Here is a 24700-nt window from a genome sequence, read left to right on the forward strand (position 1 = left end):
CTGGGGTCTTGTCGTAGCCATCGGCAGCAACGCTGTAGGCGCCCGGGGTGTGGCTGTAGCCATCGGCGGCAAAGGTGTTGGCAGCCAGTACGGAAAGGGTCAGGGCGAGGATCAGTTTGGTTTTCATGGTCGTTGCTCCAGTCGGTAGTCGTTTTGTTCAGTGGGTGTGGAAGTCATATTACGCTGGTTAATTTGATTAAAAAGCGCAAAAAAACGCTTAAATCAATCGTATAAATCGATGCTTATGGCGATGCAATCAGGCGGCGGTCACGTGATGCCCGAGAGCATGTGCGCAGGTCGATTTGGCGTAGGGTCAGAATGGAGGTAGGGAATTAACTGACTATTAATTCCGAAAATTCTTTTGCGCTTGCGCAGAAATGCGCGGGCTCGTCCTGTAAGGACGTGAGTGGCGGGATGCAGTCCGGCAAACAACACCGAACCTTTGTAGGAGCCGGCTTGCCGGCGATGACGTCCGTATGGACGCTGCAAGGCTCAAAGGCCTCATCGCCGGCAAGCCGACTCCTACAGGTTCAGGGCGTCGGTACTCAGTCGGTTTCGATCCGCGAATGCTTGCGGGTGTCCTTCATGGTGATGTACACCAGCAGCGAAACCGCGATGCAGGCGGTCACGTACCAGTAGTAGCCGGTTTCCATGCCGATGCTCTTGAACCACAGCGCAATGTATTCAGCGGTGCCACCGAAGATCGATACCGTCAGTGCATACGGCAGGCCCACGCCCAGGGCGCGGATTTCCGTCGGGAACAGTTCGGCTTTGACCACCGCGTTGATCGAGGTGTAGCCGCTGACGATGATCAGCGCGGCCATGATCAGGAAGAACGCGCCCCACCAGGTCTGGATGGTATGCAGGGTGCTGAGGATCGGCACGGTGCAGAGCGTGCCGAGAATCCCGAAGGCGATCAGGATCGGCCGCCGGCCGACCTTGTCCGACAGTGCGCCGACCACCGGTTGCAGGCACATGAACAGGAACAGCGTGGCCGCCGAGATGGTGGTGGAGTCGGAGATGCTCATGCCGACGGTGTTCACCAGGTACTTCTGCATATAGGTGGTGTAGGTGTAGAAGGCCAGGGTACCGCCCATGGTCAGGCCGACCACGGTCATCAGTTCCTTGGGATGACGCATCAGTGTGCGCATCAGGCTTTCCTTCGGTTTTTCCTTCTTCTTGGTGAACGACTCGGTTTCTTCCATGCCGCGACGCAGGTAGAGCGCGACGACCGCACACAGGGCGCCGATGCCGAACGGAATCCGCCAGCCCCAGTCCTGCAACTGTTCGGTGGTCAGGGTCTGTTGCAGCACGATCAGCACTGCCAGGGCGATGAGCTGGCCGGAGATCAGGGTCACGTACTGGAAGCTGGAGAAGAAGCCGCGACGCTCCTTGGTCGCCATCTCGCTGAGGTACGTGGCCGAGGTGCCGTATTCGCCACCGACCGACAGGCCCTGCATCAGGCGGGCTACCACCAGCAGGATCGGGGCGCCGACACCGATGGTTTCATAACCGGGGGTCAGGGCGATGATCAGGGAGCCGAAGCACATCAGCAGGACCGAGGCCATCAGGGCAGCCTTGCGTCCCTTGCGGTCGGCATACAGGCCCATCAGCCAGCCGCCGATCGGACGCATGAGGAAGCCTACGGCAAAGATCGCGGCGGTGTTGAGCAGTTGTGCGGTGGTGTCGCCCTTGGGGAAGAAGACCTTGGCGAAGTACAACGAGAACGCGGCGTAGACGTACCAGTCGTACCACTCGACCATGTTGCCGACCGAACCGCTGAAGATCGATTTCAAACGGCTGGAAGTGGTTCTTTCTTTTGCCGGCGCAGCCGCCGACCCGAGGGGCAGGGTAGAGGAGTTATCCATCAGGGAACCTTCAAGTCATTGTTTTTGTGGAGCGCGCGCAAGCGCAGCCTGGCAGGGCTATAGCAGGAGCCGTGCCAGGGGCCGAAGGCCCGGTCCAGAGGGGTTGGCGGGAACTGATAAGCGGAAATCCGCTCATGATGGATAAATCGGTAAGCGGAAAATCGCCGATGCGGGATGTGTCAGGCGAAACATGACTGTAGGGGCCGGGCTTGTCGGGACGGCGCATCGCCGCGAAGGCGATCTTGAGAGCGCCAGAAGCCTCACGGGCAATCCAGCGTCGACTGGCCGCTCCTACAGGTCAGGTGGCGTTCCAGAGGGGGGTTACTCCTCCTTGAGAAACATCTCCCGCGCCAGCCCATGGCGCTGCATCTTTTCATTGAAGGTCCGGCGGGGTAGTTGCAGCTCTTCGAGCACCGCCTTGACATCGCCCTTGTGTCGGGTCAGCGCCGAACGCAGGCATTGCGCTTCGAACGCTTCCTGCTGGGCCGCCAGGGATTGGCCGGGGTCGATGCCTTCCGGTTCCGGCTCGCCCAGGCCAAGCACCGAGCGTTCGGCGGCATTCGCCAGTTCCCGGACATTTCCCGGCCAGTCATGGCTCAGCAGCCGGCTCAACTGTGGCCCGCTCAGGGCGGTCGCGGCACGTCCCAGGCGCTCGGCCGCACCCTGGGCGAAGTGTTCGAACAGCAGCGGAATATCCTCGCGTCGCTCGCGCAACGGTGGCAGGCGCAGTTCGGCCACTGTCAGCCGGTAGGCCAGGTCTTCGCGAAAACGCCCGGCGCGGGCTTCCTCCAGCAGGTCGGGCTTGGTCGCGGCGACGATGCGCAGGTCGACATGGATGCTCTGGTTGGAGCCCAGGCGCTCGAGTTTCTGCTCCTGCAGGACCCGCAGCAGTTTTACCTGCTGGGCCAGCGGCATGCTTTCGATCTCGTCGAGAAACAGCGTACCGCCGTCGGCGTATTCCAGCTTGCCGATGCGCTTGCCCTGGGCGCCGGTAAAGGCACCGCTTTCATGGCCGAACAACTCGGCCTCGAACAACGGCTCGGGAATCGCCGCGCAGTTGAGCGCCACGAAGGGTTTGGCGGCACGCGGGCCGAAGTCATGCAGGCAGCGGGCGACCAGTTCCTTGCCGCTGCCGGTCTCGCCACGGATCAGCACGTTGACCGGCAGCGGCGCCAGCTCCAGCACTTGTCGCCGCAGGGTCTGCAGGCTGCGGGACACCCCGAGCAGGCTGGTTTCGAGTCGCGAGCGGCTGTCGGCCTGTTCATGCAGGCGGCGGTTTTCCAGGACCAGTCGGCGCTTTTCCAGGGCACGCCCGAGGCTGCCCAGCAGCGCTTCGGGACTGAAGGGCTTTTCCAGGAAGTCGTAGGCGCCGTCGCGCATGGCCTCGACCGCCATCTTCACATCGCCATGGCCGGTCAGCAGGATCACCGGCAGGTCGGCGTCGAGGGTGCGCACCCGCTCCAGCAACTCCAGGCCGCTGAGGCCCGGCATGCGCACGTCGCTGATGATCACGCCGGGAAAATGCGCCGGCAGCCGCGCCAGGCATTCCTCGGCGCGGCCGAAGACCTGCACCGCGAAGCCCGACAGGCTCAGCCACTGCTCCACGGCATTGCGAATGCTGGCTTCGTCATCGACCACCATCACCGTGTTCAACATGGGCTGTGTACCTCCAGGGCGATCGGCAGGGCCAGGGTGAACAGGGCGCCGCCGGGGCGGTTGTCGACGCTCAGGCGGCCGCCCAGTTCATGGACGATGGCATAGGATACCGCCAGTCCCAGCCCGAGGCCTTCTCCCACCGGTTTGGTGGTGAAGAACGGATCGAAGACCTTGGCCAGGTGTTCCTCGGCAATCCCGCCGCCGCTGTCACCGACGGTCAGCAACCACAATTGCTGGTCGGCCTCGATGCGGATTTCCAGGCGCTTGAGCGGTTTGTCGTGCATGGCGTCGAGGGCGTTGCGCAGCAGGTTGATCAGCACCTGTTCCAGGCGGATCGCATCGCCCCGGACCCAGGCCGGGCGGGTCAGGTGCAGCACCGTGCTGACATTGTCCTCGCGCAGGCGCGGGTCGAGCAGTTGCAGCGACTGGTCGACCACGCCGGCCAGGTCCAGGGGCTCACGCAGGCCGCTGGGGCTTTGCCGGGCGTAGGTCTTCAGGTGCCCGGTCAAGGCCGCCATGCGGGTCAGCATCTGGTCGAGGGGTTCCAGGGCCTGATAGGCCGCCTCGATCCGCCCGTGATCCAGCAGCAGGCGCAAGGTCGCCAGTTGCATGCGCTGGGCGGTCAGCGGCTGGTTGATCTCATGGGCCAGGGCCGCGGACATCTGTCCCAGCGCCGCCAGCTTGGCCGATTGCACCAGGCCGTCCTGGGCCGTGCGCAGGTCGCGGGTCCGCTCCTCTACCAGGCGTTCCAGCTCTTCACGGCTGCGCTGGCGCAAACGGGCCAGGCGCCAGCGCTGGTTGAGGAACAAGCCGAGAAACACCAGGGTCAGCCACAGGCCGGCACCAGCCAGCCCGGCGTTGCGGCGTTCCTCGGCGGCCAGTTGCGGTTTGCGCAGCAGGTGTAGGGTCCAGTGTTCGGTGTCCAGTGGCAGCGATTCCCACAGCAGTTCGGCGCGACCGGCGGGGGTGTCGACCCGGGTCAGGTAGCTGTTGTCGCCGAAGACCCGCAGGGTCTGGTGCTCGATGGGACTCAGGGCCTGCTTGTCATATTGGCGGGTACGACCGATCTCGCTGCGGTCACTGTCCGACAACGGCCGCAACAGGCGATAGCGCCAGCCCGGCTGGTTGGCGATAAACACGATGTCACGAGAATCGCTGACCAGCAGGGTGTCGTTGCCTTTGCTCCATTCGTGTTCGATCTCGGGGAACTCCAGCTTCACCACCATGGCCCCGATGAATTCGCCGCGGTCGTTGAACACTGCGCTGGAGAGGAAATAACCTGGAATCCCGCTGGTCACGCCGACCGCGTAGAAATGCCCGCTGCCTTCGCTGCGGGTCTGGTTGAAGTAGGGGCGGAAGCCGTAGTAGTGGCCGACATAGCTGCTGGGCAGGCGCCAGTTGCTGGCGGCCACCGACAGACCGTTGCGATCGAGCAGCTGCAGGGTCGAGGAGCGTGCGGCGCCGTTGATGCGTTCAAGCTTGCGGTTGAGCGCGTCCTGCCGTTGCGGGCTGACCGGACCGTCGAGGGCTTCGCGCAGTTCCGAGTCCAGGGCCAGGACGGCGGGCAGGGCACGGTAGCGCTCGATCAGGGTATGCAGGGAATTGGCGTACAGCGTCAGTTGCGCCTTCCCGCGCGCGGCATCGTCCACCAGGGCCTGTTGCCCGGCGCGGTGCACGGCCCAGCCGGCGGCCAGCGCGGTGCCGGCGAGGATCAGCAGGGTATGGAGCGCCAGACGCAGGGAACGGGGAATCGGCGGCATGCGGGCAACGACAGGCTGGGGAGGGGCCGGAAAGATAACACGCCGGCCAAGGGTGTATACGGACCTTGTGGGAGCGGGCTTGCCCGCGAAAGCGGCGGCGCGGCTGGCATCGTCATCGCTGGCAAGCCAGCTCCTACAGGGTTTCAGGCTGGACCATAGTCCGTGGCGAGCCGCCATCCTGTGGGAGCGGGCTTGCCCGCGAAAGTGGCGGTGAGGCTGGCCTCGTTATCGCTGGCAAGCCAGCTCCTACAGGGTTCCAGGCTGGGCAATAGTCCGTGGTGAAACATCGCCCTGTGGGAGCGGGCTTGCCCGCGAAAGCGGCGGCGCGGCTGGCATCGTCATTGCTGGCAAGCCAGCTCCTACAGGGTTCCAGGCTGGGCGATAGTCCGTGGCGAGCCCCCATCCTGTGGGAGCGGGCTTGCCCGCGAAAGCGGCGGTGCGGCTGGCATCGTCATCGCTGGCAAGCCAGCTCCTACAGGGTTCCAGGCTGGACCATAGTCCGTGGTGAGCCCTCATCCTGTGGGAGCGGGCTTGCCCGCGAAAGTGGCGGTGAGGCTGGCCTCGTTATCGCTGGCAAGCCAGCTCCTACAGGGTTCCAGGCTGGACCATAGTCCGTGGCGAGCCACCATCCTGTGGGAGCGGGCTTGCCCGCGAAAGCGGCGGTGCGGCTGGCATCGTCATCGCTGGCAAGCCAGCTCCTACAGGTTGGCGGGTCTTACAACAACTCGAAGCTCTGCTGCGTCACATCCTGGGAGTCCAGGCCGATCTGCACATTGAACTTGCCTGGCTCGGCGGCGTACTGCAGCTGGGTGTTGTAGAACTTCAGGTCGTTCTCGTCGATGGTGAAGTGAATGACCTTCTCCTCACCGGCCTTGAGCATCACTTTCTGGAAGTTCTTCAGCTCCTTGATCGGCCGGATCATGGAGCCGGCGACGTCCTGGATATACAACTGCACCACGGTCTCGCCGTCACGCTTGCCGATGTTCTTGACCGTGACACTGGCATCGAGCTTGCCGCTCTTGTTCAGCGTGGTCGAGGACAGGGCCATGTTGCTCAGGCTGAAGTCGGTGTAGCTCAGGCCGTAGCCGAATGGGTACAGCGGGGTATTTTCCTCGTCGAAGTACTGCGAGGTGTAGTTGCCCGGCTTGCCCGGGGTAAACGGCCGGCCGATGGTCAGGTGGTTGTAGTACATCGGCACCTGGCCGACCGAGCGCGGGAAGGTGATCGGCAGCTTGCCCGACGGGTTGTAGTCGCCGAACAGCACGTCGGCGATGGCGTTGCCGCCTTCGGTCCCGCTGAACCAGGTTTCCAGCACGGCGGCGGCCTGGTCCTGTTCGTGGCCGATGGTCAGCGGCCGGCCGTTCATCAGCACCAGCACCAGCGGCTTGCCGGTGGCCTTGAGGGCCTTGATCAGCTCGCGCTGGCTTTCGGGGATGTTCAGGTCGGTACGGCTCGACGACTCGTGGGACATGCCCCGCGATTCGCCCACCGCTGCCACCACCACATCCGCTTGCTGCGCGGCCTTGACCGCTTCGTCGATCAGTTGCTGCGCCGGGCGCGGGTCGTCGACCACTTCCGGGGCATCGAAGTTGAGGAAGTTCAGGTAGTCGACGACCTTCTTGTCAGCGGTGATGTTCGAACCGCGGGCATAGATCAACTGGCCCTTGTCGCCCAGCGCACGGCTCATGCCGTCATACAGGGTGACCGATTGCGCCGGCAGGCCGGCGGCGGCCCAACTGCCCATCATGTCGATCGGTGCCTTGGCCAGCGGGCCGACCAGGGCGATCTTCGCCGATTTCTGCAGCGGCAGGGTCTGGTTCTGGTTCTTCAGCAGCACCAGGCTGCGACGCGCGATATCCCGGGCATCGCTGCGGTGCAGGCGGCTTTCGGCGTTGGTGTCGGCCGGATCGTCCTCGGCCTTGCCGATACGCAGGTACGGGTCCTTGAACAGGCCCATGTCGTACTTGGCACCGAGTACTTCACGCACGGCGTTGTCGAGGTCGCTCTGCGGCACTTCGCCGGACTTGACCAGCCCCGGCAGTTCCTTGGCATAGAGCGAATCGTTCATGCTCATGTCGATGCCGGCCTTGATCGCCAGCTTGGCCGCTTCGCGACCGTCCTTGGCGACACCGTGCTTGAGCAGTTCGAAAATCGCCCCGTGGTCGCTGACCGCCAGGCCCTTGAAGCCCCAGTCCTTGCGCAACAGGTCCTGCATCAGCCAGGTGTTGGAGGTGGCGGGCACGCCGTTGATCGAGTTCAGGGCGACCATCACCCCGCCCGCGCCGGCATCGATGGCGGCGCGATAGGGTGGCAGGTAGGTCTGGTACATCTTCACCGGGCTCATGTCGACCACGTTGTAGTCGCGACCGCCTTCCACCGCGCCGTAGAGGGCGAAGTGCTTGACGCTGGCCATGATGCTGTCCGGTTCGCCCGGGCTCTTGCCCTGGTAGGCCTGGACCATCACCTTGGCAATGCGCGAGACCAGGTAGGTGTCCTCGCCGAAACCTTCGGAGGTGCGGCCCCAGCGCGGGTCGCGGGAAATATCGACCATGGGCGCGAAGGTGATGTCGAGGCTGTCGGCGCTGGCTTCCCGGGCGGCGATGCGTCCGGAGCGGCCGATGGCGTCCATGTCCCAGCTGGACGCCAGGCCCAGGCTGATGGGGAAGATGGTCCGGTGGCCGTGGATCACGTCATAAGCGAAGAACATCGGGATCTTCAGCCGGCTGCGCATGGCCGCGTCCTGCATCGGACGGTTTTCCGGGCGGGAGATGGAGTTGAAGGTGCCGCCGATGTTACCGGCGGCGATTTCCTTGCGGATCAGTTCCCGGGGCATTTCCGGGCCGATACTGATCAGGCGCAACTGGCCGATCTTTTCCTCGAGGGTCATCTGCTTCATCAGGTTGGCGATGAAGGCGTCCTTTTGTGCAATGGGTGCAGGCTTTGTGTCAGCCACGACCGGGAGACTGGCCAGGCCGATAGCGAGGCCCAGCAAACACAGCTTCTTCATGAATGATTATCTCGGGGCCCGATACGGCGAGGTGTTCGAGCACCGGCCGGGCTGTTTAGTTATAGGGAGCGACTATTGTTGTGCCAATAAATCCAGCACACTTCTGAACTGTTTTTCGCGCTGGGCATCTTTTAGCTGATTGGCTTCATACATTCCAGTGGCAGCGGCGGATTATGCCTGAGCCCCCGGTGCGAAAAATCCTAGGATTTCTCCCTTTTTATCGTTTCAAGGAGCGTTTCGAGCATGCAGGCACAACCGGGCTTCCGTTCGAGCTGGAGATTCGCCGTCCTGGCCTTGCTGGCCACTTTGCTGGCCGGCTGCGGCATCAACAACATTCCCACCTACGACGAGCAGGTGAAGGCCAACTGGGCCCAGGTGCAGAACCAGTACCAGCGCCGGGCGGACCTGATTCCGAACCTGGTGGAAACGGTCAAGGGCTATGCGAAACAGGAACAGGAAACCCTGACCGCGGTGATCGAGGCGCGCTCCAGGGCCACTTCGATCCAGGTCGATGCCAGCACCCTGGACAATCCCGAGAAGCTCAAGCAGTACCAGGAAGCCCAGGGCCAGCTGACCGGCGCCCTCAGCCGGCTGATGGTGGTCTCGGAGCGTTACCCGGACCTCAAGTCGAACCAGAACTTCCTCGCCCTGCAGTCCCAGCTGGAAGGCACGGAAAACCGCATCAGCGTGGCGCGGCGTGACTTTATCCTCAGCGTCGAGAAGTACAACACCGAGATCCGCACCTTTCCCGGTCGTCTCTGGCACAGCCTGATGTACAGCGACCTGCCGCTGCGCCCGACCTTCGAAGCGACCGCCCAGGACGCCGACAAGGCCCCGCAGGTGAAGTTCTGATCACTCGCCGGGCCTTGCCGCGCGGCTGCGTGGCCAGGCCCGGCCCAGCGTCATCACGGACGAGGTAGGCATGCGTATTTTCAAGGGTGCCCTGTGGCTGTTGCTCTGCACGCTGGCACTGACGGCCCGGGCCGATTTGCAGTTTCCCGAACTGATCGGACGGGTGGTGGACAATGCCCGGATGATCGATGCGCCGGTGCGCGAGGCCCTGGACCAGCAACTGCAGGCCCATGAAAAGGCCACGGGCGAGCAGGTGGTGGTGGTCACCTTGCCCAACCTGCAAGGCACCACTATCGAGGACTACGGCTACCAGTTGGGACGTCACTGGGGCATCGGTCAGAAAGACCGCAACAACGGTGCGCTGCTGATCGTCGCCCGGGACGAGCGCAAGGTGCGCATTGAAGTGGGTTATGGCCTGGAGGATCGCCTGACCGATGCCCAGTCCGCCCTGATCATCAACCAGCTGATCGTGCCGCAGTTCAAGCGCGACCATGTTTCCAGCGGCATCAGTGCCGGGGTCGGCGCGATACTCGACGTGCTCGGCAGTCCGCCCGGTGAAAAAACCGAATCGGAAGGGGATTTCGGCTCGCGGCACCCGGTACTGATCGGTTTCCTGATGGTGCTCTTCGTGCTGATCTGCGCCTTCATGCAACTGATGGGCTACGGACCGCGGGGTGGCGGTTCGGGAGGTTTCGGTGGTGGCGGTGGTGGACGCCCAGGCGGTGGTTTCAGCGGTGGCGGTGGCAGCTTCGGTGGCGGCGGATCATCGGGCAGTTGGTAAAAAAACATAATAACGAGAGAGCATGCACAACCATGGCCTTACTCAGTGAATACGAACAACGCCAGGTCGCCGAAGCGATTACGCGGGTCGAGCAGCAGACCGATGCGGAACTGGTGACGGTACTGGCCAGCCGCGCCGACGACTACGCCTATATCCCGCTGCTGTGGGCCAGCCTGTTGGCGCTGCTGGTACCGGGGATCGTCAACTTCGTCTTCGGCTGGCTCAACAGCCATACCCTGCTGGCGGTGCAGTGGAGCAGTTTCATCCTGCTGTGCCTGCTGTTTCGCATCCCTTCGATCACCAGCCGGCTGATCCCCCGCTCGGTACGCCACTGGCGGGCGTCAGGCCTGGCACGGCGGCAGTTTCTCGAACAGAACCTGCACCACACCGTCGGCAGTACCGGCGTGCTGATCTTTGTCAGCGAGGCCGAGCGTTATGTGGAGATCCTGGTGGACGAAGGCATATCCCGGCGGTTGGACAACAGTGCCTGGGACCCTATCGTCAAGGCCTTCACCGAGCAGGTCAGGCAGGGCCAGACCCTGCTGGGATTCGTCACCTGCATCCAGTCCTGCGGTGAACTGCTCAAGACCCACGTGCCGCTGACCCAGGTACGCAACGAGTTGCCCAACCGCCTGGTGTTGCTGGGCTGATCGGCGTGGTGTCGATGCCAGGGACAGGCCTGGCAGATCGGGGCTTTTGTTCGAGTTCTCGCGTACTGAATGACGTCTATCGACGGTTTCCGATCAGAGGTCTGTGTTTCGGCGGAGTTGCACTCTGTACCTGTCAATTCTGACAGTAGTCACACTATGACTCACTGGGTATTCTGATTATGGCGAGTGCTTTATTTTCCTTGTGGTTGGTTGGAGTCGTATTGATGAGCGCTCGATAGAGAGGAAACGACACTCAAACTCAAGGAGTTACTGAAATGGCATCGCTTAGTATCACATCCATCGATCAAACGAATATCTATGCGAGAGTCGGTGATGACAAATCGACACAAGTCTATAGCACAACAACCGAGCTCGGACTGGGCTATACCTCGGGTGACCGGCTGCGCTTTACCGGGACACAGTGGGGGGACGACCCTGCGGGGCCCGTGGTGACCTTGAAAAATCTCGGACCTCGTGTGTGTTATCTCTGTGCCCTGAATTCCTTTGAGGGGTTCGATGCCGAGAGAATCAATATGTTTACAAGAAGGGGATTTGAGGCACTTCAGCAATATTCGGGGTGGCCGACCAATGACGCGGATGTCAACAGTATCACTGACTATATAGTCAGCCCGGGGTTTATTCCGGCACGAGGGGTAAGACTCAATTCTTATGAGTCGGCTACATTCAATTTCAACGAAACCCAGTTTGTCCTGTGTTACCAGCCTTGATCAGAGTCCCGCCCGGTTTTTTTGCACGACAGCATGGCGTCAGGACCGGGCGGGTCTGGGTTTCAACCTATATAAATAGCCGTGCCTGCATCCAGCCTGGCAGCGGCAGGTTGTAAGGCCGTGGGTCGCGGTAGCGGCTGACGGTCTGATGCCACTGCATGACGCCGGCGATATAGTCTTGCAGGCGTTGCGCGTAGTCCAGGATCAGCCGGCGTCAGTCGGCATCCAGGCTGAACTCTTCGAACAGCACCGGCAGTTCCAGGGCGACGATATGCTCGAACTGGCGGATACGTGCGTCCCTGAGTTGCCCGACCCGGTCCATGGCCGGTTGCAGATCGAGGTCGAGGAACTGCTGGAGGATCAGCACAAAATTGTTCAGCTCGCCTTCGACCTCGATTTCCTTGCGATAGGAGACGATGTCGTTGGTCAGGGTGACGCTGTCGACGGTGCAATGGATCAACTGGCGCAGCGGGCTGCTGCGGAAAATCTTCTCGTCGAGCTCGGGCCCCCGGGCCAGCAGGCTCAGGTAGGTCAGCCCGGTGGTCAGGTCACCGCCGAAGGTGCGTCGCCGCATCTCGATGTAGTCGATCGGGTCGGGCAGGCGCAGGTTGAACTGGTTATCCAGTTCCCATAACCAGCTTTCGAGCATTTCCACGACGTAGCGGCGCAGTTCCCGCAACAGGCGGGCCGACATGTTCGGCGCGCTGAGCGACCACAGGCTGGCCAGTCCGGCCTCCAGCGGGTTGCCGGTCTGCAAGGGCGTCATGCCCGGCAGCGGCATGCACTGGCACAGGCGTCTCACCTGGGCCGTGGCCGCCCGCAGGTCGCGGTTGCGGCCGAAGACCGCCGGAAAGTAATCGTCGGCATAGGTGCCCCAGTTGAGCCAGCGCCCGGCCATGTCGACTTCCGCAAGCGGGGCATCGGGACACATCAGGGCGGCGCACAGGGCGGTGTCGGCGGCTTCGAAGCGGCGTTCGTCCCAGACGCCGAACCCGGCGCGCGCATCGATGATGCCGACCTGCATGGCCCATTCGCGCAAACCGTGGCGCGCGCTTTCCAGATGCGGACTGCAACGGACCTCGAACGGCATATGGACCGCCGGCAGTTGGCACGGGATCACCGTCCGGTGCAATGCCTCGAGGCTGCGCCGAGGCCTGGCCCCGCCCGTGGCATGCCCGGCCAGGCGAGTCGCGCTGGTGCCCAGGCCTGACGGTTTGCCGGGGACGAGTGCCGAGCGATGCGCCTTCATGTAGCGGCTGGAGCGCATGTGCCAGGCATGCCCGCCGGACTGCCAGTCCACCAGGCCCTTGGTGTAGACCAGCGTATCCGCGCGCTCCGCCTGGTCCAGGCCGAGGTCGTCGAACAGCCGGGGCAGGTCCAGCACCGCGGTTTTCTCGAAGTGTCGCAGGCGCGAGGTCAGCAGATCGTTGGTGATCCCGGCGGCTTTTTGCGTGTCGATGTCCAGGAAGCGTTCCGCCACCAATACGCAGTTCGACAGTTCGCCTTCCTCCTGGACCTCGCGCTGGTAGGAGAACAGGTCGTTGCGCAGGTGCACGCCATCGGCAAAGGTGTCGCGCAGCACCTGCATCGTTCTGGTCTCGGCGATCCGTGGTGGGACCGGCGTGCGGTTGGCGTGTTCGACGAGGGTGGCCGACCAGGGCGCGCCGCCGACCTTGCGGCGCATCTCCAGGTACTCGATGGGATTGGCGACCCGCCCTTCGTTGATGTTCATCAACTCCCACATCGAGGCTTCCAGCAGGTCGTGGGTGTGTTCGCGAAAGCGCCTTATCCAGTCCTCGGGCATGCCCGGCAGGGTGCGCGGCCAGAGGTCGGCGAGCCCGCGCTCGACACCGTTGACCGGCAGGGGCGGGGACGCGGTGGCGACGGCGGGCATGAACTGCGCCAGGCGATCGAGATGCTGGCGGGCCGCCACACTGTCACGGTTGCGTTTGTAGGCTTCGAGAAAATGGTCGTCGAAGAAGAACACCCAGACATACCAGTCGGTAATCAGCTCCAGTTCCTGGCTGTCGCAGTCCGGATGGGTATAGGCGCACATCGCCGGATAGTCATGGGCGTCCAGCGCGGCCAGGTCCCAGATGACCGGCCCGTTGGCCACGGCGGGGCTGTCGAGCATGCCCATCTGCCGCGCCCAGGCGCGGGTGTGTCGCTGGGCACTGGCGGCATGGGGATTGAACCGTGCCCCGTAGGGCATGTAGAACTCGGGCAGGGCGAAGGGCTGCATCGGCGGGCTCCTGTTCGGGAGGGTGTGAGGGGCCGGGATCAGTCGGCGTAGTGGCCGACCTCGACCCCTTCGAGCACACCCAGCGCATCGGGCAGCAGCACCGCCACCGAGTAATACGCGGTGACCAGGTAGGCGATCTGCGCACTGTCGTTGATGCCCATGAAACGCACCGACAGGCTCGGCTGGTACTCGTCCGGCAGGCCGGTCTGGTGCAGGCCGATGACCCCGCCATTGTCTTCCCCGGTGCGCACCGCGAGGATCGAGGTGGTCTTGTTCACGCCGTCCGACATCTTGGTGCAGGGCAGCAGCGGCACGCCACGCCAGCCCGGAACCCGATGGCCTTCGAGTTCGACGCTGTCCAGGGACAGGCCGCGCTGGCTGCATTGGCGACCGAAGGCGGCGATGGCCTGGGGCGAGGCCAGCAGGAAATGGGTCTGCCGCCGCCGGCACAGCAGTTCATCCAGGTCATCGGGGGTTGGCGGTCCGCTGCGGGTGGCCAGGCGCTGGGACTCGGCGACATTGTGCAGCAGGCCGAATTCGTGGTTGTGCAGCAGTTCGCGCTCCTGGCGTTCACGGATCGCCTCGATGACCAGCCGCAACTGTTGTTCGGTCTGGTTCTGCGGGTCGTTGTAGAGGTCGGCGACGCGCACCGGAATCTGCAGGATGGTCTGGGTCGAACTGAGCGCGTACTCGCGCGGTGTCGGGTCGTAATCGGCGAAGGTCCGGGGCAGCGCCTGGCCTTCGGCGGCTCCGGAGGCCAGTTCGATCAGGGCCTCGGCGTACGGGTTGGTCGGGCCCTCGTGATCGGCGAGCACCCGGCGCCGGGTGACCCGATAGACACCCCCGCTCGCCTGGACCCAGGGCAGCCGGTTCAACAGCCAGCGGGTCGTGGTCTCCTGGCTTTGCGGAATCGATTTGGTGGTGGTCGACAGGGTACGCGCGGCGTTGCTGCTCAACGACGCCGGGGGCTGGACGGTTTTGCTCATGACGGGCACCTGATCAGTTTTTTCTCAAAACCACTCAGTCAGCAGGTTTGCTGCCGGGGAAAATGCCGCGTCTGAAACTTGCGTAGCCCTTGCTGCTTCTGAGGTCGCTATCGGTTCGGTGGGCGAAAGTCATGAAGCGCCGGGCGTCCATGACCAGAAGCTGTTAATTCTAGTCGGTTCTGCGCAACGTCAAGTTGTCGCGGGGCGCCTGTGCCCGGGAATCGGATGAATGACGAAATAACCCCGTGCCCCGGCGTCCCATCCCGCCTAAAATGCCCGCCATTCCCCCGATCCGACTTCCGCACGCCCGAGGCGCTTTTTCCATGTCAGCTACTGCAACTCCCGCCCAGTCCGTGCCGGACCATCACGCCCGCTTTATCGAGTTGCTCGAAACCAGCCTGGCGCAGAACGCCTTTATCAAGCTGGTGCTGGCCAGGTACGTGGGAGCCGAGGCGGACCTGCAGCGGGTGATCGTCAAGCAACTGACGGTCAAGGAGCAGCCGTGCCTGTCCTTCGTCTACCGCTACAAGACCCGCGATATCACCAAGAATTTTTCCCTGGCCGACGGCGTCGCGGCCATCGCCGGGTTGCTGCCGGCCTCGTTCAGAAATGCCCATCTGCTGTCGCTGACCGACGAAGTGCAGCTCGAATACAGCAAGAAAGGCAAGAGCACCCTGTTCAAGGGCAAGACCCAGCAGGCGCGGGAGGTGCCGTCCAGCGAGCACAACCGGGAAAAGAACCGCTACCTGGAGCTCAGCCGGCCGTTCCTCACCGACCTCGGCGTGACCAACCGGCAGCACGAGCTGATCCCGGCCATGTCGCGCAAGTGGAAGCAGATCAACAAGTTCATCGAAGTGTTTTCCCACGCCCTGGGCAGCTCACCGATCAAGCTGGACCAGCCGGTGCGGGTAGCGGACTTCGGCTCGGGCAAGGGCTACCTGACCTTCGCCATCCATGACTACCTGTGCAATACCTTGCAGGCCCAGGGGCAGGTGACCGGGGTCGAGCTGCGCGAAGACATGGTGACCCTGTGCAATGCCGCCGCGGCGCGGCTGGATCATCCGGGGCTGGTGTTCAAGTGCGGCGACGTCCGCAGCGTGGCGCCGAGCGAACTGGACGTGATGATCGCCCTGCATGCCTGCGATATTGCCACCGACTATGCGATCCACACCGGCATCCGCTCCGGCGCGGCGATCATCATGTGCTCGCCGTGCTGCCACAAGCAGATCCGCCTGCAGATCCAGAGCCCGGCATTGCTCAAGCCGATGCTGCAATACGGCCTGCACCTGGGGCAGCAGGCGGAGATGGTCACCGACAGCCTGCGGGCGCTGTTCCTCGAGGTTTGCGGCTACGAGACCAAGGTCTTCGAGTTCATCTCCCTGGAGCACACCAACAAGAACAAGATGATCCTCGCGGTCAAGCGGGCCGAACCGCAGGATCCGGCCTTGCTGCTGGCGAAAATCGAGGAACTCAAGAGTTTCTACGCCATCCACGAGCACTGCCTGGAAACCCTGCTGCGGGCCGACGGCTACTTGAGCTGAACCCCCGGCGGCAGGCTGCCCGGTTGTGCCGGGCGGACGCTGGTCCTGCGCCCGAGCATCACGGTGACGATCACGCCCCCGGCAAACAGCCAGGTGATGGGCTCGACGTGTTCGCCGAAGAACAGCGCCGAAAAGGCGATGGTGAAGAAAATCTGCAGCAGCTGGATCTGGCTGACCCGGGCGATACCGCCGAGGGCGAGCCCGGCGTACCAGGCAAAAAAGCCGAGGAACTGCGAAAACATCGCCACGTAGCCGAAGGCCCACCAGGTCTTGCTGGAAATCGCCCCCTGGTGTTGCCAGGTCAGGTACAGCACCGGGCCGATCAACACCGGGACAGACAGCACCAGCGCCCAGCAGATCACCTGCCAGCCGCCCATCTCCCGGGCCAGCCGTCCGCCCTCGGCATAGCCGAGGCCGCCGACGGCGATCGCGCCGAGCATCAACAGGTCGCCGGCCTGGATACTGCCGGCGCCGCTGATCAACGCATAGCCCAGCACCAGCGCGCTGCCCAGGGCGGCGCAGGCCCAGAAGGCCCGCGAGGGGCGTTCGTGGGACAGCCAGGCCGCATACAACGCCACGCACAAGGGTTGCAGGCCATTGACCAGGGCGCCGTGGGAGGCCGGCAGGGTCTGCATGGCCCAGGCCGAGAGCACCGGAAAGCCCAGGATCACCCCGGCGATCACCAGCCACAGGCCTTTGAACTGGCTCCAGGTCGGCCACTTTTCCCGCCGCCACAGCAGCAGGGCCGCCGCCGGAATCGCCGCGACCAGGGCCCGGCCGAGGCCGTTGAGCAGCGGATTGATTTCCTGCACCACGATACGGGTGAAGGGCAGGGTCAAACTGAAGATCACCACACCCAGCAGGCCCAGGAGCATGCCGGTGTTTTCACGGGAAGACATAGAGAGTAGGCCGGGAATTCAGGGGAACAAGGTCTGCCATCTAGCCATAAAGGTCCGCCGGCGCGCTGTTACAGCTGGGCAGAAAGTTGTCCGTACAGTTTTTTGTCCGCAGGCAGCGTAGTAGCCGGCGATTACCCGGCGGCGTGTACAGGGTCTACCTTGACTACTCTTGTCTGCCCAAGCGTTCACCCAGAGGAGTTCACCCCATGGCCGCGAAAAAGATTCTGATGCTGGTCGGCGACTACGTCGAAGATTACGAAGTGATGGTGCCGTTCCAGGCCCTGCTGATGGTCGGTCACCAGGTGCATGCGGTGTGCCCGGACAAGATCGCTGGCCAGACCGTGCGCACCGCGATCCACGACTTCGAGGGCGACCAGACCTACAGCGAGAAGCCCGGTCATCTGTTTGCCCTGAACTTCGATTTCGCCCAGGTCGATGCCGCCGACTACGATGGCCTGCTGATTCCCGGCGGTCGCGCCCCCGAGTACCTGCGCCTGAACGACAAGGTGCTGCAACTGGTGCAGGCCTTCGACCAGGCCGGCAAACCGATCGCGGCGGTCTGCCATGGCGCGCAATTGCTGGCGGCGGCGGGTATCCTCGACGGTCGCGAGTGCAGTGCCTATCCGGCCTGTGCCCCGGAAGTACGCCTGGCCGGTGGTCGCTACATCGATATCGAGGTGACCCAGGCCCATGTCCAGGGCAATCTCGCCACCGCCCCGGCCTGGCCGGCGCATCCAAGCTGGCTGGCGGCTTTCCTCGGCCTGCTGGGCACCAAAATCATCTTGTAAGCGAGGTTGCGGTCATGTGCGAGCTCTACGTCAAAGCCGATCCGATTCTCTACGAATCACGCTCCCGGTCGCTGCGCATCTGTGGCGTGGTCACCACCCTGCGCCTGGAAAACCAGTTCTGGGACATCCTCAGCGAGATCGCCGACGCGGAAGGCGTGACCACCAACCAGATGATCACCCGGCTCTACGAAGAAGTGATGGACTATCGCGGGGAGGTGGTTAATTTCGCCTCCTTCCTGCGGGTCAGCTGTACCCGCTACCTGAGCCAGCGAAGGGCCCAGGTAGCGGAACTGACGGTCCTCAGAAAAACCGCGTCAGGCTGACCTTGAGGTTGCGTCCCTCGCTGTAGGCGCGGTCGCCGCTCAGTTCCGGGCGGTAGTTGCGGTTCATCAGGTTATCCACCGTGACGTTCACCTCGGTGCCCTTCAGGTAGCGCTGCTGGGGTTTCCACTGGGCGAACAGGCTCTGCACCACGTAGCTGTCGTTGGCGTACTGGTCGTAGAAGGCGTCGCCGACACTGCTGCCCGGGCCGCTGCTGTACTTGTCGCTGGGCAGGCGGTCGGTCTTGCGCACATAGATGCCCTGCCAGCCGACCCGGGCATCCAGGCTCGGAATCTTGGTCCCCAGCATCACTACCCATTTGGCCGGCGGGATGTCCCGTGCCCAGACCGATGAGCCCCACGGGTTGGTGTAGGGGTTGTCGCGCTTGCCGGTGAGATAGCTGTAGGACAACTGGCCGAACAGGTAGTCCGAGTCATAGTAGCTTTCGACCTCGAAGCCCTTGATGGTCATGCCTCCGATATTCCGGTAGTTGGACATCGCACCCGACGGGCAGGCAGTGCTGATGGTGCCGCCGTTGATCGCCTGGTTCTCGCAACCGACACCCGTGGCCTTGAAGATTTCATCCTCGATCCGGTTGTGCAGGAAGGTGGTGCGGACCATCAGGTCGTCATTGTCCGAAAGCAGCCTGGAGAAGTTGCTGATGGTGCCGAAGCGCAACGCGGTGATGCGCTCGGGGTCGAGGTCGACGCTGGTGGCGGTGCGGCTGCCCAGTCCCTGGACTTCGTATTGTTCGTCGATCACCGGGGCGCGCCAGGTCTTGCTGTAGTTGGCGAACAGGCCCTGGGTCGGCGTCACTCGCCAGAAGGCCGCCAGGCGTGGCGACCAGCCGGTGTAGGTGCGGTCGCTGTAGTCGTGGCCGATGGCCGGATCGGGGTTGGAGTAGTAGGGCGCATCGTTGGCTTCGCCGCGGTTGCGCACGTGGTCGTAACGCAGGGAAGGCGTCAGCGTGAAGTCCCCGAGGGTCACCGCATCCTCGATAAAGAAGGCGTTCGCGTCGACCTTGCCGTGGGGCATGAAGGCCGGCTGGAAATGCCCGTAGTTGTACTTCGGCGTGTTGTAGGTGTTGCCGGGCATCCACATCTCGGTTTCCCGGGCGTGCTTGCGGATCTGCACGCCGGCGGTCAGCGCGTGCTGCAGGACACCGGTGTCGAACAGGCTGGTGTTCTTGATCTCCAGTTCGCGGTCCTTGTACTCGGTGTCCATCCTGCGGCCGCCGGTGGCCAGCTGGAAGAACGCGGTGGCGTCGCGCTCGTCGGTCTGGTCGGTATCGGATTCGGAGTATTTCACCTGCAGGTCGACCCAGGGGTTGTCCGAAGGCTTGTATTCGTACTTGCCCGACCAGGTGGTATCGACGGTATCGCGATCGGCGAGGAAGCGCCTGAGGGCACCTTCGTAACCGTATTGCCTGATGTTCGAGGCGGTGGGCGGCGTCGGGTAGCTCTGTGAGGAAAACGGTGCCCAGCGCTCGCTGTGGGAGCGCGAGTAGGAAAGCTTGAGGGTCTGTTCGTCGGTGACGTTCAGGTTCAGCTTGAGCAGCATCGCGTCCAGGTCCTGGGCGCTGTTGGGCAGGCGCTTGGGATTGATCGGATACTGGTTGTTGGGATCGGGCGGGGTGGCGGCCAGTTTCATGTCGCCGCCGTCGCGCTGGGTGAGGAACACCAGGGCATCGGCCTTGCCATCATCGGTGCGGCCATAGGCGGCGCCGCTGTAGGTCTGCTCATGGTTGTTGCTGGCGTAACCGTACTTGACCATGGCGCCACTGTTGCGACCCTTTTCCAGCAGGTCGGGGGCATCCTTGGTTTCCATGTGCACGGTACCGCCGAAGCCGCCGTTGCCGGTTTCCGGCGAGTGCGGGCCTTTCTCCACCTCGATGCTCTTGATCAGCTCCGGTTCGATGAAGATGGTGCCTTGCTGATAGCGTTCGAAGCTGCTCTTGGTGGCGCCATCGACGGTCAGCGGCACATCTTCGGCATCGCCCAGGCCCCAGATATTGATGGTCTGGCCACCGGGTTTCATCGAGCCGCCCATGCTGATGCCGGGCAGGGTCCCGAGCAGGGCGGGAATGTTGCTGGGCTGGTTGCGCTCAATATCGTCCTGGGTCAGGGTCGAGCGGCCGACGCTGCTGGCGTTCACTTCCTTGCCGTCGCCGAGGATGCTCACCGCGCCCAGCTGGATGGCGCTGTTGCTGGGGGCGGGCTCGGGCTCGATCTTGCGCACGACGAAGGTGTTGCCGACCTGGATCAGTTTGAATCCGCCGTTCTTGAGCAACAGGATAATCGCTTCCTGGGCGGTGAACCGGCCCTCCAGCGCACGGGCCTGGGTGCTGCGCAACTGTTCTTCGTCGAACAGCAACTGGATGCGGGCCTTCTGCGCGACCTGGCTGAGGGACGTCGCCAGGGACTGGGCCGGCAGGTTCAGCATCACCGGGTCGGCGGCCATGGCCTGGAGGCTGACGGTCAGGCAGGCGGCGATCAGTGTGGGACGGGAACAGGTGTGGAACAGCTCATGAGCAGCGCGAAACATTGAATCCCCCGATGTGGCCAAAGGCCAAAAAGGCGTTCGTTCAGAACGCAATCGGGGAGGAAGACGCGGCAGTGAAATAAAACCTCATATGCGAATGAAAAATATTCGCAAATGAGGTTATTTGCGGCTTTCGATCCTGACTTCGCCGTCGTCCAGGCCCACGGTTTTCACCGGGATCAGGGCGGGCAGGGCCTCGAGCAGGGCATCGGGGTCCTTGGCATCGAGGCTGCCGGAAACCTTGTAGTGCGCCAGCGGACCGTCGGCCAGCTGCACGGGCTTGCCGCGGTATAGATTCAGTTCGTCGATCAGGCTGGCCAGTTCGCGGTTGCGAAAGGTCAGGTGGCCGCTGCGCCAATCGGCGATTTCCTCGGCGCTCAGCGCCTGCTGCTGGACGGTGCCCTTGGCATAGTCGTAGATCCCGCGCTGGCGGGCTTCGAGCAGGGTCGTGTTGTTCGGATCGCCTTCAGGCTCGAAGGCGACCTGGCCATGGGCGACGCTGACCACCAGTTGCTTCTGGCCGCGGCGCACGTCGAATGCGGTGCCGACCACCCGTACCCGGGCGTTGCCGGCATGCACCCAGAGCGGCCGCTCCTTGTTGGCGGCGACCTCCAGGTACAGTTGGCCCTGGTCCAGGTAGATATCCCGCTGCAAGGCCCGGAAGTTGATACGCAGGCGGGTGTTGGCATTCACGTACAGGGTGCTGCCGTCCGGCAACTTCAGGGTGCGGGTCCCTTCGGCATGGGCCGCGACCTGATGCCGGTACGGGGTGTTCGGCGCGCCCAGGCTGGTGGTCAATACGGCACAGACCAGCGCGGCCGCCACGGCCAGGGCCGGGCGCCAGGGGCTGGGGCGGCGCGGTGCCAGCGGCACCGCTCGGTTCAACTGCTGGAGTTCGGCGAGATCGGCCCACAGCGCCTCGAACTCGGCATAGGCACGGGCATGGGCAGGCGTCGCCCGCCATGCCTCGAAGGCCTTGTCGGCGGCCTGGTCCTGCGCGTTGCGATTACGCGCAAACCAGCTGGCGGCCTGGGCGTCGATGCTGTCCTCGGCGAACTCGATATCGGTGACGCGGGTCATTCTGGCTGCTCCTTGCCATGGTCCTGATCCAGACGCTGCTTGCAGTGCAGCAAGGCAAAGGCGATATGTTTTTCCACCATGCTGACGGAAATTCCCATGCGTTCGGCGATCCTGGCCTGGCTCAGGCCCTCGAAACGGGCAAGCATAAGGGCTTCTCGACGCCGAGGCGAGAGTTCGCCGAGTACCTGTTTCAACTGTTCGAGTCGTTGCAGGCGTTGGGCGGCCGCGAGCGGGTCATTGCGATCGTCGGCCACGGGTTCCTGCTCCGGGTCGCTTTGCTCGCTGTGCACCGCCTGCCGGACCTTCTGCTTGCGCCAGTGATCGCGCAGCAGGTTGCGTGCCATCTGGAACAGAAAGGCCCGTGGCTGCTCGACCTTGGCCTGGTCGTCGTAGTCCAGCCACTGGGTGAAGACGTCCTGGGTCATGTCCGCCGCGTCGCTGGCGTTGTCCGTGCGTTTGCGCAGGAAATGCAGGATGTCCGCATAGAACCCGCGAAAGGTATCAGCCGACAGGGGGTCGGGCTTGGGACGAGGCATGGGGATCCTTCACGACTTCGGGTGGTAACGGGAGAAGTTGTGAATGATATCGAGAATTATTGCTATTTGTCTCGTTTGAAATAAAGCCACTGTCGATCGTTCCCACGCCCTGCGTGGGCATGCAGCCCGTGACGCTCTGCGTCACCTTGCAGCGGACGCGGAGCGTCCGGTGAGGCATTCCCACGCAGAGCGTGGGAACGATCAGTGGTGGTGGTGGTGGTGGTGGTGGTGGTGGTGGTGGTCAGATCACGAAGAAACCGTGGGTCCCGTCCCGCCCCAGTTGCGCCACCAGGCCATATTCCCAGTCCAGGTAACCCTGCATGGCTTCGCGCGGGTTGTCGGTGCCTTCATAAGGGCGACGGTAGCGGTCGATGCGCGGCGAGGCCAGTCGTTGTTCGCCGGCTTCCACCGGCAATCCGGCCGCGACCCAGGCCGCCGTGCCGCCTGTCAGCAGGAACACCGGCCGGGCGGTCAGCGCCTGGACCTGGGCGACGGCGTAGCCGGCCAGCAGGCTGCTGCCGCAGGTCAGCACATAGCGTTGCGCCGCGGGAATCCGCGCCAGGGCCTCGGCCAGCTGGCTGCGCAACACCCACCAGGCGCCGGGGATATGCCGTTGTACATGGTTGGCGCTGGCGGTGAAGTCCAGCACCTGGGTGCCGGGCTCCTGCAACCAGCCGGCCAGGGTGGCGGCATCCACGGGCTGTGCTTCGGGGGCCGGCGGCAACGGTGCCTGCCAGGGGCCTTGCTCACTGAAGTCGGTTGGCACCAGGCCGTCCAGTACTTTCACCTGCCAACCCATCTGTGCCAGCCACGAGGCGCTCATGTTGGCCCGCACGCCATCGTCGTCCACCAGCACCAGCCGGGCCCCGCGGACACTGGCGAAGTGATCGGTCTCCTGTACCAGTTGCCCGCCGGGGGTGGAGCGGGCGCCAGGCAGGTGGCCCGCCTCGAATTCTTCCGGGGTGCGCACGTCGAACAGGTAGGTGGTGCGTCCGCGTTCGGCTTGCCATTGGCGCAGCTCGGCCAGGCCGGCCCGGCCGACATCGGCACGATCGGCCACGGCACGCGCCGATTGCCGGGCGGCCTGGTGGTTGTCCGCGCCGACCTCGGCAAAGCGCCGCGCCTGTCCGTGCTCCAGTGTCTGGCCGGCGAGGGTCCAGCCGATGGTGCCGTTGCGCAGGGCGGCGACCGGATTGGGAATTCCCGCATTCACCAGCGACTGGGTGCCGATGATGCTACGGGTGCGTCCGGCGCAATTGACGATGACCCGCGTGCCCGGATCGGGTGCCAGTTCGCGGACCCGCAGCACCAGTTCGGCGCCGGGCACGCTGATGCCGCCGGGAATGCTCATGGTCTGGTATTCATCGAAGCGTCGGGCGTCGAGCACCACCAGGTCGACCTCGGCATCCAGCAGGGCCTGGACTTCTTCGGCGGCCAGCGATGGTGTATGGCGCTCGGACTCCACCAGTTCGCCGAACGACTTGCTCGGCACATTGACGTCCTTGAACAGCTCGCCACCGTCCTCCTGCCAGCCGGCCAGTCCGCCGTCGAGCAGGGCGACATCGCTGTAGCCGAGATCGCGCAGCACCTCGGCGGCCCGCGACGCCAGGCCTTCGCCGTTGTCATAGAGGGTCACCGGCGTGTCGCGACGGGGGATCCGCGCGTAGGCCTCCAGTTCCAGTTTCGACAGGGCGATATTGGCCGCGAACAGCGGGTGGGACTCGGCAAACGGCGCCTCTTCACGGACATCGAGCAAGGCCAGTTCCTCGCGGGCAAGCAAGGCTCGGCGAATATCCTGGTAACGGCGGGTGCGGGTTTCGGTCATTGCGGGGGCTCCTTCGACAGGTCCCAGAGGTTAGGTAGCAGGCTGTTGGAGTAGCCGGAGATAAAGGCTTTTTCACTGCCGTCGAGGCTGTACACCGCGCGTTTCACCGCACCGATATTGCCGCCGTAGACATGGATACTGATAGACACCCGGTCATCGAACGCGTTGGACACCCGATGGATATCGCCGATCCGTGGCGATACCGCCTCGACCTGGCCCGGTTCGAGGCGGATCGCCGCGCCCGCTTCCTGCAGGCCGCCATCGATGCCGCGGGCGAACCCCTGGGAATATTCGGCCCCGCGCAGCATGCCGATCAGGCCCCAGACCCGATGATCGTGGATCGGCGTTTGCTGCCCCGGTCCCCAGACAAAGCTGACGATGGAAAACTGCTGGCGCGAATCGGCGTGCAGCAGGAACTGCTGGTAGCGCTGCGGGTCCGGGCGGGCGAAGTCCTCGGGCAACCAGTCGTCATGCTCGACCAGTTGCTGCAAGAGCCGGCTGCCGTGTTCGAGCAGGTGCGGCTCGTCGGGTTGATCGGCCAGCAGGTCGGCCAGTTGCTGGATGAACCGGCGCAATCGCCCCAGGTTCGGTGTCGGCTGCGTTGAAGCGATGCTGTGGGCTTGCTGGGGCATGAACTCC

The 24700-nt window shown here is 63.8% G+C and carries 19 protein-coding genes; 7 read left to right on the plus strand and 12 right to left on the minus strand.

All coding sequences use genetic code 11. The annotated features are described in order from the left end of the window. Positions 1–545: 545 nt before the first annotated feature. From HX881_RS29705 to bglX, 4 genes are all read right to left on the minus strand, one after another. Positions 546–1868, minus strand: a complete 1323-nt coding sequence (locus tag HX881_RS29705; RefSeq protein WP_042934147.1) for an MFS transporter — start codon at positions 1866–1868, stop codon at positions 546–548. A gap of 321 nt (positions 1869–2189) precedes the next feature. Then, positions 2190–3524: a sigma-54-dependent transcriptional regulator gene (locus tag HX881_RS29710; RefSeq protein ID WP_177088144.1), complete on the minus strand. Its 1335-nt coding sequence runs from the start codon at positions 3522–3524 to the stop codon at positions 2190–2192. Further along, positions 3518–5284, minus strand: a complete 1767-nt coding sequence (locus tag HX881_RS29715) for a sensor histidine kinase (RefSeq protein WP_177088145.1) — start codon at positions 5282–5284, stop codon at positions 3518–3520. Before HX881_RS29715 ends, HX881_RS29710 begins: the two co-directional genes overlap by 7 nt. A 715-nt stretch (positions 5285–5999) precedes the next feature. Next, on the minus strand, positions 6000–8291 hold the full coding sequence (gene bglX / locus HX881_RS29720; protein ID WP_177088146.1) for a beta-glucosidase BglX: 2292 nt from the start codon (positions 8289–8291) through the stop codon (positions 6000–6002). Between the two features lie 243 nt (positions 8292–8534). Here bglX and HX881_RS29725 point away from each other — a divergent pair, with 243 nt between their 5' ends. The 4 genes from HX881_RS29725 to HX881_RS29740 all read left to right on the plus strand — a co-directional run bounded on the left by HX881_RS29725 (position 8535) and on the right by HX881_RS29740 (position 11302). Continuing rightward, positions 8535–9143, plus strand: a complete 609-nt coding sequence (locus tag HX881_RS29725) for a LemA family protein (protein ID WP_017126617.1) — start codon at positions 8535–8537, stop codon at positions 9141–9143. A gap of 70 nt (positions 9144–9213) precedes the next feature. Beyond that, on the plus strand, positions 9214–9924 hold the full coding sequence (locus HX881_RS29730) for a TPM domain-containing protein (protein WP_017126616.1): 711 nt from the start codon (positions 9214–9216) through the stop codon (positions 9922–9924). 32 nt (positions 9925–9956) lie between these two features. Then, entirely contained in the window at positions 9957–10574 is a 618-nt protein-coding gene (locus tag HX881_RS29735; RefSeq protein WP_177088147.1) for a TPM domain-containing protein, read from the plus strand. A 275-nt stretch (positions 10575–10849) separates the two neighbouring features. Further along, positions 10850–11302 (plus strand): hypothetical protein, encoded by a 453-nt coding sequence (locus HX881_RS29740; RefSeq protein WP_017126614.1) that lies wholly within the window; start codon positions 10850–10852, stop codon positions 11300–11302. A 214-nt stretch (positions 11303–11516) separates the two neighbouring features. Here the strand turns inward: HX881_RS29740 and HX881_RS29745 are convergent, their stop codons facing one another. Further along, a complete protein-coding gene (locus HX881_RS29745; protein WP_177088149.1) occupies positions 11517–13544 on the minus strand; it encodes a terpene synthase family protein in 2028 nt (675 codons plus the stop codon). Between the two features lie 38 nt (positions 13545–13582). Then, positions 13583–14530 carry a family 2B encapsulin nanocompartment shell protein gene (locus tag HX881_RS29750; protein ID WP_177057274.1) on the minus strand — a complete coding sequence of 316 codons (948 nt, stop codon included), beginning with the start codon at positions 14528–14530 and terminating at the stop codon, positions 13583–13585. 323 nt (positions 14531–14853) lie between these two features. Between HX881_RS29750 and HX881_RS29755 the strand changes: the two genes are divergently transcribed. Then, a complete protein-coding gene (locus tag HX881_RS29755) occupies positions 14854–16071 on the plus strand; it encodes a class I SAM-dependent methyltransferase (RefSeq protein WP_177088150.1) in 1218 nt (405 codons plus the stop codon). Here the strand turns inward: HX881_RS29755 and HX881_RS29760 are convergent. Next, positions 16059–16970, minus strand: coding sequence for a DMT family transporter (locus HX881_RS29760; RefSeq protein ID WP_042935479.1), 912 nt, complete (start codon positions 16968–16970; stop codon positions 16059–16061). The genes HX881_RS29755 and HX881_RS29760 overlap by 13 nt on opposite strands. Before the next feature lie 206 nt (positions 16971–17176). On the opposite strand from HX881_RS29760, the gene HX881_RS29765 reads away from it, so the two are divergent. Together HX881_RS29765 and HX881_RS29770 are read left to right on the plus strand one after the other, a co-directional pair. Next, positions 17177–17758 (plus strand): DJ-1/PfpI family protein, encoded by a 582-nt coding sequence (locus HX881_RS29765; protein WP_017126609.1) that lies wholly within the window; start codon positions 17177–17179, stop codon positions 17756–17758. 14 nt (positions 17759–17772) lie between these two features. Further along, positions 17773–18081: a ribbon-helix-helix domain-containing protein gene (locus HX881_RS29770; protein ID WP_017126608.1), complete on the plus strand. Its 309-nt coding sequence runs from the start codon at positions 17773–17775 to the stop codon at positions 18079–18081. On the opposite strand, the gene HX881_RS29775 is transcribed toward HX881_RS29770, so the two are convergent. The 5 genes from HX881_RS29775 to HX881_RS29795 form a co-directional block, all read right to left on the minus strand. Then, complete coding sequence (locus HX881_RS29775) at positions 18059–20623, minus strand: TonB-dependent receptor (RefSeq protein WP_177088151.1); 2565 nt, start codon at positions 20621–20623, stop codon at positions 18059–18061. The genes HX881_RS29770 and HX881_RS29775 overlap by 23 nt on opposite strands. Before the next feature lie 117 nt (positions 20624–20740). Beyond that, entirely contained in the window at positions 20741–21700 is a 960-nt protein-coding gene (locus HX881_RS29780; protein WP_177088152.1) for a FecR family protein, read from the minus strand. Next, entirely contained in the window at positions 21697–22236 is a 540-nt protein-coding gene (locus HX881_RS29785) for an RNA polymerase sigma factor (RefSeq protein ID WP_177088153.1), read from the minus strand. The genes HX881_RS29780 and HX881_RS29785 overlap by 4 nt, the downstream gene beginning before the upstream one ends. A gap of 241 nt (positions 22237–22477) precedes the next feature. Further along, positions 22478–24061 carry a rhodanese-related sulfurtransferase gene (locus HX881_RS29790; protein ID WP_177088154.1) on the minus strand — a complete coding sequence of 528 codons (1584 nt, stop codon included), beginning with the start codon at positions 24059–24061 and terminating at the stop codon, positions 22478–22480. Next, positions 24058–24693, minus strand: a complete 636-nt coding sequence (locus HX881_RS29795; protein WP_017126604.1) for a cysteine dioxygenase family protein — start codon at positions 24691–24693, stop codon at positions 24058–24060. The genes HX881_RS29790 and HX881_RS29795 overlap by 4 nt, the downstream gene beginning before the upstream one ends. Between the last annotated feature and the right edge of the window lie 7 nt (positions 24694–24700).

This window comes from Pseudomonas gingeri (genome assembly GCF_013386115.1).
Taxonomy (GTDB): domain Bacteria; phylum Pseudomonadota; class Gammaproteobacteria; order Pseudomonadales; family Pseudomonadaceae; genus Aquipseudomonas; species Aquipseudomonas gingeri.

Bases quoted from the DNA above. Each gene is read 5' to 3' on its own strand.
- HX881_RS29735 (WP_177088147.1), top strand. From the start codon at position 9,957: ATGGCCTTACTCAGTGAATACGAACAACGCCAGGTCGCCGAAGCGATT.
- HX881_RS29715 (WP_177088145.1), bottom strand. From the start codon at position 5,284: ATGCCGCCGATTCCCCGTTCCCTGCGTCTGGCGCTCCATACCCTGCTG.
- bglX (WP_177088146.1), bottom strand. From the start codon at position 8,291: ATGAAGAAGCTGTGTTTGCTGGGCCTCGCTATCGGCCTGGCCAGTCTC.
- HX881_RS29790 (WP_177088154.1), bottom strand. From the start codon at position 24,061: ATGACCGAAACCCGCACCCGCCGTTACCAGGATATTCGCCGAGCCTTG.
- HX881_RS29705 (WP_042934147.1), bottom strand. From the start codon at position 1,868: ATGGATAACTCCTCTACCCTGCCCCTCGGGTCGGCGGCTGCGCCGGCA.
- HX881_RS29770 (WP_017126608.1), top strand. From the start codon at position 17,773: ATGTGCGAGCTCTACGTCAAAGCCGATCCGATTCTCTACGAATCACGC.
- HX881_RS29725 (WP_017126617.1), top strand. From the start codon at position 8,535: ATGCAGGCACAACCGGGCTTCCGTTCGAGCTGGAGATTCGCCGTCCTG.
- HX881_RS29765 (WP_017126609.1), top strand. From the start codon at position 17,177: ATGGCCGCGAAAAAGATTCTGATGCTGGTCGGCGACTACGTCGAAGAT.
- HX881_RS29710 (WP_177088144.1), bottom strand. From the start codon at position 3,524: ATGTTGAACACGGTGATGGTGGTCGATGACGAAGCCAGCATTCGCAAT.
- HX881_RS29740 (WP_017126614.1), top strand. From the start codon at position 10,850: ATGGCATCGCTTAGTATCACATCCATCGATCAAACGAATATCTATGCG.
- HX881_RS29760 (WP_042935479.1), bottom strand. From the start codon at position 16,970: ATGTCTTCCCGTGAAAACACCGGCATGCTCCTGGGCCTGCTGGGTGTG.
- HX881_RS29755 (WP_177088150.1), top strand. From the start codon at position 14,854: ATGTCAGCTACTGCAACTCCCGCCCAGTCCGTGCCGGACCATCACGCC.
- HX881_RS29730 (WP_017126616.1), top strand. From the start codon at position 9,214: ATGCGTATTTTCAAGGGTGCCCTGTGGCTGTTGCTCTGCACGCTGGCA.
- HX881_RS29785 (WP_177088153.1), bottom strand. From the start codon at position 22,236: ATGCCTCGTCCCAAGCCCGACCCCCTGTCGGCTGATACCTTTCGCGGG.
- HX881_RS29750 (WP_177057274.1), bottom strand. From the start codon at position 14,530: ATGAGCAAAACCGTCCAGCCCCCGGCGTCGTTGAGCAGCAACGCCGCG.
- HX881_RS29775 (WP_177088151.1), bottom strand. From the start codon at position 20,623: ATGTTTCGCGCTGCTCATGAGCTGTTCCACACCTGTTCCCGTCCCACA.
- HX881_RS29795 (WP_017126604.1), bottom strand. From the start codon at position 24,693: ATGCCCCAGCAAGCCCACAGCATCGCTTCAACGCAGCCGACACCGAAC.
- HX881_RS29780 (WP_177088152.1), bottom strand. From the start codon at position 21,700: ATGACCCGCGTCACCGATATCGAGTTCGCCGAGGACAGCATCGACGCC.
- HX881_RS29745 (WP_177088149.1), bottom strand. From the start codon at position 13,544: ATGCAGCCCTTCGCCCTGCCCGAGTTCTACATGCCCTACGGGGCACGG.